18 protein-coding genes are annotated in these 15,243 nt (G+C 67.2%); 5 read left to right on the top strand and 13 right to left on the bottom strand.

The annotated features are described in order from the left end of the window. Positions 1-203: 203 nt before the first annotated feature. The 9 genes from KBC94_RS25735 to KBC94_RS25695 form a co-directional block, all read right to left on the bottom strand. Positions 204-623 (bottom strand): F0F1 ATP synthase subunit epsilon, encoded by a 420-nt coding sequence (locus KBC94_RS25735; protein ID WP_294377223.1) that lies wholly within the window; start codon positions 621-623, stop codon positions 204-206. 14 nt (positions 624-637) lie between these two features. Then, positions 638-2,044 (bottom strand): F0F1 ATP synthase subunit beta, encoded by a 1,407-nt coding sequence (atpD, locus tag KBC94_RS25730; RefSeq protein ID WP_043117619.1) that lies wholly within the window; start codon positions 2,042-2,044, stop codon positions 638-640. Positions 2,045-2,096: 52 nt separating this feature from the next. Continuing rightward, complete coding sequence (atpG, locus tag KBC94_RS25725) at positions 2,097-2,981, bottom strand: F0F1 ATP synthase subunit gamma (RefSeq protein WP_294377217.1); 885 nt, start codon at positions 2,979-2,981, stop codon at positions 2,097-2,099. Between the two features lie 20 nt (positions 2,982-3,001). Continuing rightward, positions 3,002-4,555: a F0F1 ATP synthase subunit alpha gene (atpA, locus tag KBC94_RS25720; protein ID WP_294377214.1), complete on the bottom strand. Its 1,554-nt coding sequence runs from the start codon at positions 4,553-4,555 to the stop codon at positions 3,002-3,004. A 50-nt stretch (positions 4,556-4,605) separates the two neighbouring features. Next, on the bottom strand, positions 4,606-5,136 hold the full coding sequence (locus tag KBC94_RS25715) for a F0F1 ATP synthase subunit delta (RefSeq protein WP_294377211.1): 531 nt from the start codon (positions 5,134-5,136) through the stop codon (positions 4,606-4,608). A gap of 10 nt (positions 5,137-5,146) precedes the next feature. After that, the gene (locus KBC94_RS25710) at positions 5,147-5,617 is read right to left on the bottom strand and encodes a F0F1 ATP synthase subunit B (protein ID WP_017762128.1); all 471 of its coding nucleotides are present in this window, start codon (positions 5,615-5,617) and stop codon (positions 5,147-5,149) included. Positions 5,618-5,654: 37 nt separating this feature from the next. After that, positions 5,655-5,909, bottom strand: coding sequence for a F0F1 ATP synthase subunit C (atpE, locus tag KBC94_RS25705; protein ID WP_038200332.1), 255 nt, complete (start codon positions 5,907-5,909; stop codon positions 5,655-5,657). A gap of 78 nt (positions 5,910-5,987) precedes the next feature. Beyond that, complete coding sequence (gene atpB, locus KBC94_RS25700; protein WP_294377197.1) at positions 5,988-6,866, bottom strand: F0F1 ATP synthase subunit A; 879 nt, start codon at positions 6,864-6,866, stop codon at positions 5,988-5,990. A gap of 26 nt (positions 6,867-6,892) precedes the next feature. After that, the gene (locus KBC94_RS25695; protein WP_294377194.1) at positions 6,893-7,381 is read right to left on the bottom strand and encodes an ATP synthase subunit I; all 489 of its coding nucleotides are present in this window, start codon (positions 7,379-7,381) and stop codon (positions 6,893-6,895) included. 117 nt (positions 7,382-7,498) lie between these two features. Here KBC94_RS25695 and KBC94_RS25690 point away from each other — a divergent pair, with 117 nt between their 5' ends. The 5 genes from KBC94_RS25690 to KBC94_RS25670 all read left to right on the top strand — a co-directional run bounded on the left by KBC94_RS25690 (position 7,499) and on the right by KBC94_RS25670 (position 11,441). After that, the gene (locus KBC94_RS25690) at positions 7,499-8,374 is read left to right on the top strand and encodes an aminotransferase class IV (protein ID WP_294377192.1); all 876 of its coding nucleotides are present in this window, start codon (positions 7,499-7,501) and stop codon (positions 8,372-8,374) included. Beyond that, positions 8,371-8,670: a DUF493 family protein gene (locus KBC94_RS25685; RefSeq protein ID WP_294377191.1), complete on the top strand. Its 300-nt coding sequence runs from the start codon at positions 8,371-8,373 to the stop codon at positions 8,668-8,670. The genes KBC94_RS25690 and KBC94_RS25685 overlap by 4 nt, the downstream gene beginning before the upstream one ends. 68 nt (positions 8,671-8,738) lie before the next feature. Beyond that, positions 8,739-9,392: a lipoyl(octanoyl) transferase LipB gene (gene lipB / locus KBC94_RS25680; RefSeq protein WP_294377351.1), complete on the top strand. Its 654-nt coding sequence runs from the start codon at positions 8,739-8,741 to the stop codon at positions 9,390-9,392. A 30-nt stretch (positions 9,393-9,422) separates the two neighbouring features. Beyond that, positions 9,423-10,433 (top strand): lipoyl synthase, encoded by a 1,011-nt coding sequence (gene lipA, locus KBC94_RS25675; RefSeq protein WP_294377189.1) that lies wholly within the window; start codon positions 9,423-9,425, stop codon positions 10,431-10,433. A gap of 66 nt (positions 10,434-10,499) precedes the next feature. Next, on the top strand, positions 10,500-11,441 hold the full coding sequence (locus KBC94_RS25670; protein ID WP_294377187.1) for a LysR family transcriptional regulator: 942 nt from the start codon (positions 10,500-10,502) through the stop codon (positions 11,439-11,441). A 36-nt stretch (positions 11,442-11,477) separates the two neighbouring features. On the opposite strand, the gene KBC94_RS25665 is transcribed toward KBC94_RS25670, so the two are convergent. From KBC94_RS25665 to KBC94_RS25650, 4 genes are read right to left on the bottom strand one after another with little or no spacing between them, the layout of a single operon-like run. Continuing rightward, positions 11,478-12,497, bottom strand: coding sequence for a 2-oxoglutarate and iron-dependent oxygenase domain-containing protein (locus KBC94_RS25665; protein WP_294377184.1), 1,020 nt, complete (start codon positions 12,495-12,497; stop codon positions 11,478-11,480). A gap of 50 nt (positions 12,498-12,547) precedes the next feature. Beyond that, positions 12,548-13,402, bottom strand: coding sequence for an ABC transporter permease (locus KBC94_RS25660; protein WP_294377182.1), 855 nt, complete (start codon positions 13,400-13,402; stop codon positions 12,548-12,550). Beyond that, positions 13,402-14,199 carry an ABC transporter ATP-binding protein gene (locus KBC94_RS25655; RefSeq protein ID WP_294377179.1) on the bottom strand — a complete coding sequence of 266 codons (798 nt, stop codon included), beginning with the start codon at positions 14,197-14,199 and terminating at the stop codon, positions 13,402-13,404. Before KBC94_RS25655 ends, KBC94_RS25660 begins: the two co-directional genes overlap by 1 nt. A gap of 21 nt (positions 14,200-14,220) precedes the next feature. After that, complete coding sequence (locus KBC94_RS25650) at positions 14,221-15,243, bottom strand: adenosine deaminase (RefSeq protein ID WP_294377176.1); 1,023 nt, start codon at positions 15,241-15,243, stop codon at positions 14,221-14,223.

The raw sequence follows: 15,243 nt of genomic DNA, 5'->3' as shown, positions 1-15,243 counted from the left end.
ATCCGTGAAGGGATGTAGCAGCGGCACGGATGCTAGGCGGTCGACTTTGCACGGACAAGACCGAACTTCGGCCATAAAAAGGCCGAAGCGGTTTTGTCATTCCCTTTGATCCCCTCCTGCGGCGAGCACAAAGAAAAAAGCCAGTCAGCGAACTGACTGGCTTTTCTGTGGAGGCAAGAGCGCGGCGTGGTGCCGCAGGGCCCTCACTTCTTCTGGCGGTACTTGCGCAGCGCGGCCAGCTGGGCGGCCATCACGGCCAGCTCGGACTGGGCCATGGCGATGTCGATCTCGCTCTTGGCGTTCTTGAGGGCTTCCTCGGCGGCGCTCTTGGCGGCGGCGGCCTTCTCGTCGTCCAGGTCCTTGCCGCGGATGGCGGTGTCGGACAGCACGGTGACGCAGTCGGGCTGCACTTCGAGGATGCCACCGGCCACGAACACGAACTCCTCGCCACCGTCTGCCGTCTCGATGCGCACGGCACCGGGACGGATGCGCGTGATCAGCGGCGTGTGGCGCGGGAAGATGCCGAGCTCACCGGCTTCGCCGGGCAGCGCGACGAACTTCGCCTCGCCCGAGAAGATGGACTCCTCGGCGCTGACGACGTCGACGTGAATGGTGTTTGCCATGGGTGATGCGCCGATCAGCCGAGCTTCTTGGCCTTTTCGAAGGCCTCGTCGATGGTGCCGACCATGTAGAAGGCCTGCTCGGGCAGGTGGTCGCACTCGCCGTTGGCGATCATCTTGAAGCCACGGATGGTTTCCGACAGCGGCACGTACTTGCCGGGCGCGCCGGTGAACACTTCGGCCACGTGGAAAGGCTGCGACAGGAAACGCTGGATCTTCCGGGCGCGGGCCACGGCCAGCTTGTCCTCGGGCGCCAGTTCGTCCATGCCCAGGATGGCGATGATGTCGCGCAGTTCCTTGTAGCGCTGCAGCGTGCCCTGCACGGCGCGGGCCACACCGTAGTGCTCTTCGCCGACGACGTTCGGGTCCAGCTGGCGCGAGGTCGAGTCCAGCGGGTCCACGGCGGGGTAGATGCCGAGCGACGCGATGTCGCGCGACAGCACCACGGTGGAGTCCAGGTGGGCGAAGGTGGTGGCGGGCGACGGGTCGGTCAAGTCATCGGCCGGCACGTACACGGCCTGGATCGAGGTGATCGAGCCGACCTTGGTGGACGTGATGCGCTCCTGCAGGCGGCCCATTTCCTCGGCCAGCGTCGGCTGGTAGCCCACGGCGGAAGGCATGCGGCCCAGCAGGGCGGACACTTCGGTGCCGGCCAGGGTGTAGCGGTAGATGTTGTCCACGAAGAACAGCACGTCGCGGCCTTCGTCGCGGAAGGATTCGGCGATGGTCAGGCCGGTCAGGGCCACGCGCAGACGGTTGCCCGGGGGCTCGTTCATCTGGCCGTAGACCATGGCCACCTTCGACTCGGACAGGTTCTCCTGAACCACGACCTTGGAGTCGGACATCTCGTGATAGAAGTCGTTGCCCTCGCGGGTACGCTCGCCCACACCGGCGAACACCGACAGACCGCTGTGGGCCTTGGCGATGTTGTTGATGAGCTCCATCATGTTCACGGTCTTGCCGACGCCGGCGCCGCCGAACAGGCCCACCTTGCCGCCCTTGGCGAACGGGCAGACCAGGTCGATCACCTTGATGCCCGTTTCGAGCAGTTCGGTGGAGGGCGACAGTTCGTCATAGGCCGGGGCCTTGCGGTGGATCGAAGCCGTCAACTCCTGCGAGACCGGGCCGCGCTCGTCGATGGGGTTGCCCAGCACGTCCATGATGCGGCCGAGCGTGGCCTTGCCGACGGGCACCGTGATGGGCGCGCCGGTGTTGACCACGGTGATGCCGCGGCGCAGGCCGTCGGAGCTGCCCAGCGCGATGGTGCGCACCACGCCGTCACCCAGCTGCTGCTGCACTTCCAGCGTCAGTCCGCCGCCTTCGAACTTGAGGGCGTCGTACACCTTGGGCATCTGGTCACGGGGAAACTCCACGTCGACCACGGCGCCGATACATTGAACGATTGTTCCTTGAGCCTGAGCCATGTTGTGCTCCAGTAATTTGTCTTGAATCTGCTGAATGCCGGATCGGGCGGAATCAGTTGCCGGTGGCCGCGGCCGCACCGGACACGATTTCCGACAGTTCCTTGGTGATGCCGGCCTGGCGGGTCTTGTTGTAGACCAGCTTCAGCTCGTTGATCAGGTTGCCCGCGTTGTCGGTGGCGGCCTTCATGGCCACCATGCGCGCCGACTGCTCGGAGGCCATGTTCTCGGCCACAGCCTGGTAGACCAGCGACTCCACGTAGCGCACCAGCAGGTCGTCGATGACGGTCTGCGCGTCGGGCTCGTAGATATAGTCCCAGGCATGCTGCGGGGCGCTGCCCTCGCCGCCCTTGAGGCTCTCGGCCTTCAGCGGCAGCAGCTGCTCGACCACCGACTCCTGGCGCATCGTGTTCACGAACTTGGTGTAGCTCAGGTACACGGCGGAAAGGCGGCCTTCGGCGTAAGCGTCCAGCAGCACCTTGACAGGGCCGATCAGCTTCTCTAGGTGGGGCGTGTCGCCCAGCTGCACCGCCTGCGAGACCACCTTGGCGCCCACGCGCGTCAGGAAGCCCAGGCCCTTGTTGCCGATGGCCACCGCCTCGGTGGACACACCGGCCGACTGCAGCTCGCGCAGCTTGCTGGTGACGGCACGAAGCACGTTGGTGTTCATGCCGCCGCACAGGCCCTTGTCCGTCGTCACCACGATCATGCCAGCGACCTTGGCGTCGCTGGTCTTCATGAAGGCGTGGGTGTACTCCGGATTGGCCTGGCTGAGGTTGGACGCAATGGCGCGGATCTTTTCGCTGTACGGACGCGCGGAGCGCATCCGTTCCTGCGCCTTGCGCATCTTGGACGCGGCCACCATTTCCATGGCCTTGGTGATCTTCTTGGTGTTCTCCACCGATTTGATCTTGCCGCGGATTTCCTTGCCGGCTGCCATAGCGCTCTATGCCTCTCGGATCAGGCGAAGGACTTCTTGAACGAGGTGATCGCGGCCGTCAGTTCGGCTTCCGCGTCCTTGTCCAGGGCCCGGGCCTGCTCGATCTTGTCGACCAGGGCGGCGTGGCTTGTCTTCAGGAACTGGTGCAGGCCGTGCTCGAAGGGCAGCACCTTCTTGACGTCCAGGTCGTCCATGAAGCCCTTGTTCACCGCGAACAGCGAAGCGGCCATCAGCGACACGGGCAGCGGGCTGTACTGGGGCTGCTTGAGCAGTTCGGTCACGCGGGCACCGCGGTCCAGCTGCTTCTTGGTCGAAGCGTCCAGGTCCGAGGCGAACTGCGCGAAGGCGGCCAGTTCGCGGTACTGCGCCAGGTCGGTACGGATACCGCCGGACAGGCCCTTGATGACCTTGGTCTGCGCTGCCGAACCCACGCGCGACACCGAGATACCCGCGTTGATGGCGGGACGGATGCCGGCGTTGAACAGGTTGGTTTCCAGGAAGATCTGGCCGTCGGTGATCGAGATCACGTTGGTCGGCACGAAGGCGGACACGTCGCCGGCCTGCGTCTCGATGATCGGCAGTGCGGTCAGCGAGCCGGTCTTGCCCTTGACTTCACCCTTGGTGAAGGCTTCGACGTAGTCGGCGCTCACGCGGGCGGCGCGCTCCAGCAGGCGGCTGTGCAGGTAGAACACGTCGCCGGGGTAGGCTTCGCGGCCCGGCGGGCGGCGCAGCAGCAGCGAGACCTGGCGGTAGGCCACGGCCTGCTTGGACAGGTCGTCATAGACGATAAGCGCGTCCTGCCCGCGGTCGCGGAAGTACTCGCCCATCGTGCAGCCGGAGTAGGCCGACACGTACTGCATGGCAGCCGATTCCGAAGCCGCAGCGGCGACGACGATGGTGTATTCCATCGCACCGGCCTGCTCCAGGGCGCGCACCACGTTCTTGATCGACGAGGCCTTCTGGCCGATCGCAACGTAGACGCAGGTCATGTTCTGACCCTTCTGGTTGATGATCGCGTCGATGGCCACGGCCGTCTTGCCGGTCTGGCGGTCGCCGATGATCAGCTCGCGCTGGCCGCGGCCCACGGGCACCATCGCGTCGATGGACTTCAGGCCGGTCTGCATCGGCTGGTCCACGGACTGACGGGCGATCACGCCGGGCGCGACCTTCTCGATCACGTCGGTCAGCTTGGCGTTGATCGGGCCCTTGCCGTCGATGGGCTGGCCCAGGGCGTTGACCACGCGGCCGATCAGTTCGGGGCCGACGGGCACTTCCAGGATGCGGCCCGTGCACTTGACGGTGTCGCCTTCGGAGATGTGCTCGTACTCGCCCAGGATCACGGCGCCGACGGAGTCGCGCTCGAGGTTCAGCGCCAGGCCGTAGGTGGGCTGGCCACCGGGCGTGGGCGGGAACTCCAGCATTTCGCCCTGCATCGCGTCGGACAGACCGTGCACGCGCACGATGCCGTCGGTCACCGAGACCACGGAGCCTTCGTTACGGATGTCGGCGCTGACGCCCAGCCCTTCGATGCGGCTCTTGATCAGTTCGGAAATCTCTGCGGGATTGAGTTGCATGACTCTTTCCTTCTTTCAATCGGGTGTAAGGACGCGCGCCACCAGCCGGGTCAGGCGGTGAGCGCCGCCTTCATTTGTTCGAGACGGGCCTTGACCGAGGTGTCGAGCACTTCGTCGCCGACCACGGCGCGGATGCCGCCGATGAGCGACGGATCCAGCTCCACGCGGGTGGTCAGCTTGCGGCCGAAGCGGCGCTCCAGTGCGGCCTGGACTTCGCCCAGAGCCGGGCCTTCGATGGGGAAGGCGCTGAAGAGCACGGCATCGGCAGCGCCGCTGGCGGCGTTCTGCAGGGCGCGGTACTGCGTCGCCACTTCCGGCAGCGCGGCCAGGCGGCCGTTGTCGATGACGGCGTGCAGGAAGTTCTGGCCCGCTTGCGGCAGGCCGCCCGGCACCATCCCGGCGATCAGGTCGAACACCTGCTGCGAGGACACCTTGGGGCTGGCTGCGAATTGCTGCAGCTGCGCACTGCCAGCCACCTGGGCCAGCGGCTCAAGCCATTCGGCCGCAGCCTGCGCGTTGCCGGCTGACGCCTTGTACAGCGCCTCGGCGTAAGGACGGGCAATGGTGGCGAGTTCGGCCATCGGTTCGTCCTTACAGCTCGGTCTTCAGGCGATTGAGCAGGTCGGCATGCACGTTGGCATCGACTTCCTTGCGCAGGATCTGCTCGGCGCCCTTGACGGCCAGCGTGGCGACCTGCTCGCGCAGGACTTCACGGGCACGCACGGACTGCTGCTCGGCCTCGTCGCGCGCGGCGGCCACGATCTTGTTGGCCTCCTCGGTGGCGCGGGCCTTGGCCTCTTCGATGATCTGCTGGGCGCGGCGCTCGGCATCGGCCAGGCGGTTGCTGGTCTCGGTGCGCGAAGCCTGCAGCTCCTGCTCGACGCGTTGGTTGGCGGAAGCGAGTTCGGCCTTGGCCTTCTCGGCGGCCGCCAGGCCCGCAGCGATCTTTTGAGCCCGTTCATCCAGCGCCTTTGCGATCGGCGGCCACACGAACTTCATCGTGAACAGCACGAGCAGCAAAAAGACGACGGCCTGAACGAACAGGGTTGCGTTGATGCTCACGACAACACCTTTCTACAGACGGTGTGGACGAAAAGGATCAGGCGCCGGCGACGACGAAGGGGTTGGCGAAGGCGAACAGCAGGGCGATGGCCACGCCGATCAGGAAGGCGGCGTCGATCAGGCCGGCCAGAATGAACATCTTGGTCTGCAGGTCGTTCATGAGTTCAGGCTGGCGAGCCGAGGACTCGAGGAACTTGCCACCCATGAGGGCGATGCCGATGGACGCGCCGATAGCGCCGAGACCGACGATCAGACCACAAGCCAGAGCGACGAGACCGAGAACGTTTGCCATGATGACTCCTTAGATGAAAGGCAAGAGAGAGGGGAAAAACGAGAGGAAAAGCGGGAGCACGAGGGCCGCGAGGGCCACTCAGTGGGCTTCGTGCGCCTGGCCCAGGTAGATGAGCGTCAGCATCATGAAGATGAAGGCCTGCAGCGTGATCACCAGGATGTGGAAGATCGCCCAGATGGTGCCGGCAATGATGTGGCCGATGGGCAGCAGCACGCCCGACAGCGAGGCCGCCATGGCACCGCCCATCAGGGCGATCAGCATGAACACCAGTTCGCCCGCATACATGTTGCCGAACAGCCGCATGCCATGCGAGATGGTCTTGGCCAAGTATTCGATGATCTGCATCAGCAGGTTGATGGGCCACAGCAGGGGGTGCGCACCGAAAGGGGCAGAGATGAGCTCATGGCCCCAGCCGCCCAGGCCCTTGATCTTGATGCTGTAGATCAGGCACAGCAGCAGCACCGAGGTCGACAGGCCCAGCGTGGTGGACAGGTCGGCGGTGGGCACCACGCGCATGTAGGCATGGTGCGGGTCGTGGCCCAGGGCCGCGTAGGCCTTGGACCAGATCGCCGGCAGCAGGTCGACCGGCAGCATGTCCATGGCGTTGAGCAGGAAGATCCACACGAACACGGTCAGCGCCAGCGGGGCGATGAACTTGCGGCTCTTGGCGTTGTGGATGTTGGCCTTGGCCTGGTTGTCGACCATCTCGACCAGCATCTCGACGGCCGCCTGGAAGCGGCCGGGCACGCCGGCCGTGGCCTTGCGTGCGGCGAGCCACAGCACGAAGCAGCCGAGCGCGCCGATCACCAGCGCATAGAGAACGGAGTCGAGGTTGATGACACCGAAGTCCACGATGGCCTTCTGGACCACGGGCTTGAGGCTCCAGTCCACCTGCCAGTGCTGCAGGTGGTGGACGATGTACTCACTCGCGGTCGGGGCGTGTCCTTCGGCGGCCATCTTTCAGCGTCTTTTCTCTTAAACAGTCAAATACGGTTCGGTTTGCGGGGCCGCATGACCAGCGCGAGCCAGTACATCTTGAGCGCGACCACCGCGCCGGCCAGCAGAGCCAGCCAGTGAATTCCCTCGATCAGCCACGGTGCCGCGGCCAGCAGAGCCACGGTCAGCGCGATCTTGATCAGTTCCCACACCATAAAACCCAGCATGGCAGCCGATTGCGACACGCCACCACGCATGCGACCCATGGCACGGGCGAACAGCGCAGCGGGCACAGCGACCGCCATGGCTCCGTAGAACGCGGACACCGCCGCCACCGGCCGCTGCGTCCAGCCCCAGGCCACCGCTGCCACGATCAACCCCGAGGCGATCTGGGCCCCGACCACCCACCAGGGGGAGAGTTCGGGATGGCGCTCGCGAAGCCGCTGGGCCTCTTCGGCAGTCAGCGGGGTGAAGCTGTCTTCGTCAGCTTCTGCAAGCTCGGTGTCGACCGTGCGGATCGGGGCCTTGGTTGTCATTCGAATGGCAGCCGTCGGTCCAAACGGTCAAGTGGAGAAATCTACAAAGCCACTCATTATAGGTAGCAAAAACACGTAGAGGCCAGCCCAGAGTGGTGCGCCTTCGATAATCGACCCATGCCTGCTGCCACGCCCCTGCCCGAATCCCTGTGCCATCTCGATGGCGAATACCTGCCGCTGCGCGACGCCAAAGTGAGCGTTCTGGACCGCGGCTTCATCTTCGGCGACGGCATCTACGAGGTCGTGCCGGTGTACGAGGGCCGCCTGTTCTGCTTCGACGAGCACATGGGCCGCCTGGAGCGCTCGCTCGACGAGCTGCGCATTCCCAATCCGCACGACCGCGGCGGCTGGCGCACCATCGCGGAGCGGCTGATCGAGGCCTCGGAGCGCTCTCCCTCCCAGTCGCTCTATATCCAGATCACCCGCGGCGTCGCCATCCGCGACCACGCGATGCCTGCGGGCCTCATCCCCACGGTCTTCGTGATGCTCAATCCGCTCAAGCCCGTGGCCGACAAGGCCCGCGCCGAGGGCGTGGCCTGCGTCACGGCGGAGGAATTCCGCTGGCAGAAGGCCCACATCAAGAGCACCAGCCTGCTGGGCGCCGTGTTGGCGCGCCAGATCAGCGTGGAAGCCGGCGCCGCCGAGACGCTGATGTTCCGCGGCGAGCTGCTGAGCGAGGCCTCGTCGAGCAACGTCTGGGTGATCAAGGACGGTGCCGTCGCCGGCCCGGTGCCCGACCACCGCGTACTGCGCGGCATCCGCTATGGCCTGCTGCAGCGTCTGTGCGAATCGCGCGGCATTCCCTTCGCGCTGCGCGACATCACGCGGGGTGAAGTCTTCTCGGCCGACGAACTGCTGATCTCCTCCGCCACCAAAGAGATCGTGCCCGTGACCCGCCTGGACGGCCGCCCGGTTGGAAAGGGCGAGCCCGGCCCCATCTACCACGCCTTGTATGCGGCCTACCAGGACGCCAAGCAGGAGCCCCAGCCATGACCGACACCCCCGCCACCCCCGGTTCGACCGACCCGCGCAAGGATTCGCTGATCGAATACCCCTCGCGCTTTCCCATCAAGGTGATGGGTGCGAAGGTGGACGGCTTCGTCGGCGCCGTGACGCACATCGCCAGGCAGTTCGACCCCGAGTTCGACGCCGGCACCATCGAGCTGCGCGACAGCCGCGCCGGCAACTACCTGGGCGTGACCATCACCATCACCGCCACCAGCCGCGAGCAGCTGGACGAGCTCTACCGCACGCTGTCCTCGCACCCGATGGTCAAGGTCGTGCTGTGAGCGTGGCCGACGGCGAAGCCCCGGCCGCGGCAGAAGCCATCCGCCCGCCTCCGCCCACGCCCGAGTGGCTGGGCCGGGTGGACTACGCCGCCACCTTCGCCGCCATGCAGCGCTTCACCGCCGAGCGCGTGCCCGAAACGCCCGACCGTCTCTGGCTGTGCGAACACGACCCGGTCTTCACGCAGGGCCTGGCCGGCCGGCAGGACCACCTGCTGCTGCCGGGCGACATTCCCGTCATCCAGACCGACCGCGGCGGCCAGGTCACCTACCACGGCCCGGGCCAGGTGGTGGCCTATCCGCTGCTGGACCTGAAGCGCGCCGGCTACTTCATCAAGGAATACGTCTACCGCATCGAGGAGTCGGTGATCGCCACGCTGGCCCACTTCGGCGTGACCGGCCACCGCGTGCCCACGGCACCGGGCATCTACGTGCGGCTGGACGACCCTTTCTCGCACGCGGCGCTGACCGGCCCCATGCCCGGCGGTGACCCCTTCCGCGGCCTGGGCAAGATCGCCGCGCTGGGCCTCAAGGTCAGCCGACACTGCACCTACCACGGCGTGGCGCTCAACGTGGCCATGGACCTGGAACCCTATTCGCGCATCAACCCTTGCGGCTACGCAGGGCTGCGCACGGTCGACCTTTCTACAATCGGCGTCCCCGTGGCCTGGGACGATGCCGCCCAGGTACTGAGCCGGAAGCTGCAGGCCTACCTCCTGCCCTGACACCCCCGGCCCCTCCCAGAAAGCCTCCCAATGAGCTCCACCGAAGTCGTCCGCGACGCCCAGAGCGCCGACACCTACAACCCGCTGGCCAAGCAGAAGGCCGCCGCCAAGCTCTCGCGCATTCCCGTCAAGGTCGAGCAGACGGGCGAGGTGCTCAAGAAGCCCGAATGGATCCGTGTCAAGGCCGGCAGCCCCACCACGCGCTTCTACGAGATCAAGCAGATCCTGCGCGAGTCCAACCTGCACACGGTCTGCGAAGAAGCCTCCTGCCCCAACATCGGCGAATGCTTCGGCAAGGGCACGGCGACCTTCATGATCATGGGCGACAAGTGCACGCGCCGCTGCCCCTTCTGCGACGTCGGCCACGGCCGGCCCGATCCGCTGGACAAGGACGAGCCGCTCAACCTGGCCAAGACCATCGCCAAGCTGCGCCTGAAGTATGTGGTGATCACCAGCGTCGACCGTGACGACCTGCGCGACGGCGGCAGCGGCCACTTCGTGGAATGCATCCAGAAGACGCGCGAGCTCTCGCCCACGACGCAGATCGAGATCCTGGTGCCCGACTTCCGCGGCCGCGACGACCGCGCGCTGGAGATCCTCAAGGCCGCGCCGCCGGATGTGATGAACCACAACCTGGAGACCATCCCGCGCCTGTACAAGGAAGCGCGGCCGGGCTCCGACTACCAGTTCAGCCTGAACCTGCTCAAGAAGTTCAAGGCGCTGCATCCCAACGTGCCGACCAAGAGCGGCATCATGGTCGGCCTGGGCGAGACCGACGAAGAGATCCTGCAGGTCATGCGCGACATGCGCGCGCACGACATCGACATGCTGACCATCGGCCAGTACCTCGCGCCCAGCAACAGCCACCTGCCGGTGCGCCGCTACGTGCACCCCGACACCTTCAGGATGTTCGAGGAAGAGGCCTACAAGATGGGCTTCAGCCATGCCGCCGTGGGCGCCATGGTGCGCTCCAGCTACCACGCCGACCAGCAGGCCGGCCATGTGCTGGCCGCCGGCGCCGAAGCCGCGCCTGCTGCCTGATCACCGCACCATGAGGCAGCTGGCGGCGCCTGCGCGCACCGTCCTGCCCGCGCGGGCGGTGCAGCCGTGATCTCCACCACCGCACTGCGCTACTTCGTCGAGTCGGTGCGCTGCGGCTCCATCCGCGCCGCCTCCGAGATCCTCTTCGTCGCGCCCTCGGCCATCAGCCGCCAGATCGGCCTGCTCGAAGAGACGCTGGGCGCGCCGCTGCTGGAGCGCAGCCGGGGCCGCTCGACCCTCAAGCTGACGGCGGCGGGCGAACTGCTGATGCGCTATGCCAAGAGCGTGGACAGCGAATCACGGCGCCTGCGCTCCGAGATCGAGGCCATCCAGGGCCTGCGCCGCGGCCACGTCAACCTGGGCATTCCGGAATCGCTGATCCGCGACTTCATGCCCGGCTTCATGGCCCGCTTCACGCGGCGCTTTCCGGGCTTCACCTTCAACGTGCAGGTCTACAACAGCCCGCAGCTGATCGAGATGCTGGTGGACGACCGGCTGGACCTGTGCCTGACCTTCGGCAACGTCACCCATCAGGACGTGACCATCGCCTACCAACGCCTGCTGCCGCTGTACGTGTACGTGAGCGCCGGTCATCCCCTGCACGGGCGCGAGACGCTGCGCCTGTCGGATTGCGCGGAATATGGCCTGGCCCTGCCCGACGCCACCATGTGGACCAAGCAGCAGTACGACGAGATGCTGTCCAAGGCCAAGATCCGGCCCAAGGTGGCGCTGGAGACCAACTCCTACGAGCTGCTGCGCAACGTCTCGGCCGAGGGCATGGCGCTGTCGATCCTGACGCCGCCGCTGCAGGACACGCAGCACCTGGCCGGGCGCGGCCGCTATGTGCTGCTGAAGGACCCGCGCGCCAAGCCGCAGCGCTTTTCGCTGTGCGTGCACCGGGGCCGCAACCTGCCGCTGCCGGTGACCACCTTCATCAACGAGCTGACGGCCGAACTGGAGCAACTGGAGCCCGAATCCGCCGCGGCCGCGGTGCGGCCCAGCCGCTGATCGAGGCCGGCCGCCGACGCATGGCGCGTGGCGCCCTCAGCCCGCCGCTTCCTCGGCCGCCAGCTCGGCCGGCGTCTTGTACTTCTGCACCGAGGCGAAGCGGCTCACGAGATAGTCGCCCGACTTGATCGGCGCATGCCGCGGCGCCTCGCCCGGCTCGACGAAGCCGGGCAGGCAGGCCACGGGCGTGTCGTAGTCCAGGTTGAAGAAGGTCGGGATCGAATAGCGCTCGCGGCCGGTGCGGTTGGCCACGCGGTGCAGGTTGGAGACATAGCGGTCGTTGGTCCATACCTTCACCAGGTCGCCCAGGTTCACCACCAGCGTGCCCTCGATGTAGGGCGCGGCCACCCATTCGCCGGCCTTGGTGCGCAACTCCAGGCCGCCGATCGGGTCCTGCACCAGCAGGGTCAGCATGCCGTAGTCGGTGTGGGCAGCGGCTCCCAGTTCCAGCTGGGTGGGCGACTCCTGCGGCGGATAGTGGAAGAGCCGCGCCTGCACCATCGGCTTGCGGGCGTACTGCAGGAAGAACGCCTCCGGCTGACCCAGCGCCAGCGCAAACACGCGCAGCAGCCGCTTGCCCAGCGCGATGGTGTGGTTGAAGTAGGCCATCGCGGCCTCTTCCAGCCAGGGCTTGTCGGCCGGCCAGCGGTTGGGGCCATGCAGCGGGCGCCCGGCCTGCACGTCGGCATCGGTGAGCGGCAGGTCCAGGCCCAGTTCGTAGCTTTCCTTCAGGTCGGGCTTGTGGCCCGGATGCTGCGTCACGCCGATGGGCATGAAGCCGCGGCGGAAGCGCTCATCGATCTTGTCCTTCAGGCGCTCCTCCATGGGCAGCGACATGTAGCGGCGGGTGGCGTCGAACACGGCATCGATGACGGCCTGCGGCACGCCATGGTTCTTCACGTAGAAGAAGCCGGTGCGGGTACAGGCCTCGCGGAACTGCGCGACCAGCGGCTCGATGGGACCGCCGGCGATCCATTCGCCCAGGTCGAGGACGGGCATTTCCTGCGCCGAGGCACGGCGGGGCGCGACCACGGCGTGGTCGTTCGATTCGGTCATGGGAGGCTCCTTGGTTTTGGGGAGAGTGCGCGGCGGGAACGGCCAGGGGGCTAACTGCCGCGCGAGAGATCGGAGAAGGCGTCGGCCCAGAAGATCACGCGCCGCGCGATCCAGCGCACCGCCGCATGCAGCACGATGCCGATGAGCGAGAGCACGATGAGGATGGCGAACATGCCCGCCGCGTCCATCGAGAAGTTGCGCTGCAGGATCAGGTAGCCCAGTCCCGCCTGGGCGCCGACGAACTCGCCCACGATGGCGCCGATGACCGACAGCACGATGCCGATGTCCAGCCCCGCGAACACATAGGGCAGCGCATGCGGCAGCCGCACCATGCGGAACACATGCCAGCCCGAGGCGGTGAAGGCGCGCATCAGGTCGATCTGCTCGCGCGGTGCCGAGCGCAGGCCGACGATGGTGTTGGCCAGCACCGGAAAGAACACGATGGTGGCCGTGATGATCACCTTCGACGTGGTGCCGAAGCCGAACCACAGCACGAACAGCGGCGCCACGGCCACCTTGGGCACAGTCTGGAAGGCCACCACGTACGGGTAGAGCACCGCCTCCAGCAGCGCGCTCTGGCCGATCAGCGCACCCAGCACGAAGCCGGCGAGCGCCCCGGCCGCGAAGCCGGCCAGGATCTCGTAGAGCGTGACCCACAGGTGCGAGGGGATGTCGCCAGAGGCGATGCCGTCGTAGAGCGCCTGCACCACGGCCAGCGGGCCGGGGAAGATCAGGTGCGACACGTCGAGTGCTGTGACCGCCAGCTGCCAGGCGGCGATCACGGCCACGAACACGGCGGCGATGAGCACGCGCCGGCGCATCGGCGTCAGACCGGTGGCACGCACCGGGGCGTCCTCGGCGGCGGCCGCGCCCGGCGGCACGGAAGAGGTCAGGGTGTCGGCCATCAGTCCAGCCCTCCGCTGGCATGCAGGTTCGCGCGGATGCCCGACACGTAGGTGCCGAAGCGCTCGGTGTTGATCAGGTCCAGGGTGCGCGGCGAGGGCAGGTCCACCTCCACCACCTGCGTCACGCGACCGGGCCGCGGCGACATGACGATCACCCGGTCGCCCAGGAAGACCGCCTCGGGAATGCTGTGCGTGACCAGCATGATGGTGGCGCCGGTGCGCTCGCGCAGCTTGAGCAGCTCGGTGTTCATGGTCTCGCGCGTCATGGCGTCGAGCGCGCCGAAGGGCTCGTCCATGAGCAGCAGCAGCGGGTCGTTGACCAGCGCCCGGGCGATGCCCACGCGCTGCTGCATGCCGCCCGACAGCTCGCCGGGGTACTTGGTCTCGAAGCCGGACAGGCCCACCAACTGCAGGTAGTGCCGGGCCCGCTCACGCGCGGCGGCACGGTCGCGGCCCTGGATCTCGGCCGGCACCAGCACGTTGTCGAGGATGTTGCGCCAGGGCAGCAGCACCGGCGACTGGAACACCACGCCCACGTCGCGACTGGGCCCGGCATGCGGCCTGCCACCCAGCTCCACCTGGCCGCGGCTGGCGCGCTCCAGGCCGGCCAGGATGCGCAGCAGCGTGCTCTTGCCGCAGCCGCTGGGGCCGACCACGGTGACGAACTCGCCGCGCCGCACGCTGAAATGCACGTCGTGCAGGGCGACGACGTCGCCGCCGTCCTTGGAGCGGAAGGTCTTGTGCAGGCCGCCGAAGCGGAAGGCCGGCGGCGCTTCGGGCGCCAGGGTCGAACTCATGCGAGGTCCTCGGGAGAAGGGTCAGACGGCGGCATCGGCCAGCGCCACCCAGTCGTCGATGGCCGCCAGCGCCTGCGCGCGCTGCGCCTCGGGCATGAACGCGGCCTCGAAGCTCTGGCGCGCCAGTTGCGCCAGCTCGCCCTGCGTCAGGCCCAGCGCCTGCTGGCAGGCGAGGTAGTTGTCGTTGACGTAGCCGCCGAAGTAGGAGGGGTCGTCGGAATTGACCGTGACGCACAGGCCGGCGTCCATCAGCGTCTTGAGCGGATGCGCCGCCATGTCCGTCACCACCTGCAGCTTGAGGTTGGACAGCGGGCACACCGTCAGCGGAATGCGGCGGCGCGTCAACTCCTGCACCAGCGCCGGGTCGTCCAGGCAGGCATTGCCGTGGTCCAGCCGGTCCACCTGCAGCAGCTCCACCGCCTCGCGTACATAGGCGGCCGGGCCTTCCTCCCCGGCATGGGCCGTCACCTTGAAGCCCAGTTCGCGGCAGCGGGCGAAGAAGCGCTCGAACTTCGAGGGGGGATGGCCCAGCTCCGCGCCGCCCAGGCCGAAGCCCAGGATGCGGTCGAACCAGGGCTCGGCCTCGGCCAGGAGCGCCATGGCCTCCTCTTCGCTGCGGTGGCGCTGGGCCACCAGGATCAGGCCGCTGGTGATGCCGTCCTCGGCCTCGGCCGCGTCCATGGCCGACAGCACGCCCTGCATCACCACCGCCAGCGGCACCCCGCGCGTGGTGTGGCCCTGCGGCCCGAGGAACATCTCGGCATGCCGCACGCCATCGGCATGGGCGCGACGCAGGTAGTCGCGCGTCACCTCGTGGAAGTCGGCCACCTGCAGCAGCACGCGGCAGCCGTCGTAGTACAGGTCCAGGAAGTCCTGCAGCCGGGTGAAGCGGTAGGCGTCGCGCAACTCGGCCTCGGTCTGCCAGCGGATGGCCACGCCGTTGCGCCGGGCCAGCGACAGCATCAGCTCGGGCTCGATGGAGCCCTCGATGTGCATGTGCAGTTCGGCCTTGGGCAGGCCGGCGATGAATTGTTCGGGCGTCAT

Source organism: Pseudacidovorax sp., assembly GCF_017991995.1.
In the GTDB taxonomy this organism is placed as follows: Bacteria; Pseudomonadota; Gammaproteobacteria; order Burkholderiales; family Burkholderiaceae_C; genus Xenophilus.
The sequence above is the reverse complement of the archived record's forward strand: the minus strand, read 5'-3'. Positions and strand labels throughout refer to the sequence as shown.

Bases quoted from the DNA above. Each gene is read 5' to 3' on its own strand.
- KBC94_RS25735 (WP_294377223.1), bottom strand. From the start codon at position 623: ATGGCAAACACCATTCACGTCGACGTCGTCAGCGCCGAGGAGTCCATC.
- atpD (WP_043117619.1), bottom strand. From the start codon at position 2,044: ATGGCTCAGGCTCAAGGAACAATCGTTCAATGTATCGGCGCCGTGGTC.
- atpG (WP_294377217.1), bottom strand. From the start codon at position 2,981: ATGGCAGCCGGCAAGGAAATCCGCGGCAAGATCAAATCGGTGGAGAAC.
- atpA (WP_294377214.1), bottom strand. From the start codon at position 4,555: ATGCAACTCAATCCCGCAGAGATTTCCGAACTGATCAAGAGCCGCATC.
- KBC94_RS25715 (WP_294377211.1), bottom strand. From the start codon at position 5,136: ATGGCCGAACTCGCCACCATTGCCCGTCCTTACGCCGAGGCGCTGTAC.
- atpE (WP_038200332.1), bottom strand. From the start codon at position 5,909: ATGGCAAACGTTCTCGGTCTCGTCGCTCTGGCTTGTGGTCTGATCGTC.
- atpB (WP_294377197.1), bottom strand. From the start codon at position 6,866: ATGGCCGCCGAAGGACACGCCCCGACCGCGAGTGAGTACATCGTCCAC.
- KBC94_RS25695 (WP_294377194.1), bottom strand. From the start codon at position 7,381: ATGACAACCAAGGCCCCGATCCGCACGGTCGACACCGAGCTTGCAGAA.
- KBC94_RS25690 (WP_294377192.1), top strand. From the start codon at position 7,499: ATGCCTGCTGCCACGCCCCTGCCCGAATCCCTGTGCCATCTCGATGGC.
- KBC94_RS25685 (WP_294377191.1), top strand. From the start codon at position 8,371: ATGACCGACACCCCCGCCACCCCCGGTTCGACCGACCCGCGCAAGGAT.
- lipA (WP_294377189.1), top strand. From the start codon at position 9,423: ATGAGCTCCACCGAAGTCGTCCGCGACGCCCAGAGCGCCGACACCTAC.
- KBC94_RS25665 (WP_294377184.1), bottom strand. From the start codon at position 12,497: ATGACCGAATCGAACGACCACGCCGTGGTCGCGCCCCGCCGTGCCTCG.
- KBC94_RS25660 (WP_294377182.1), bottom strand. From the start codon at position 13,402: ATGGCCGACACCCTGACCTCTTCCGTGCCGCCGGGCGCGGCCGCCGCC.
- KBC94_RS25655 (WP_294377179.1), bottom strand. From the start codon at position 14,199: ATGAGTTCGACCCTGGCGCCCGAAGCGCCGCCGGCCTTCCGCTTCGGC.
- KBC94_RS25650 (WP_294377176.1), bottom strand. From the start codon at position 15,243: ATGACGCCCGAACAATTCATCGCCGGCCTGCCCAAGGCCGAACTGCAC.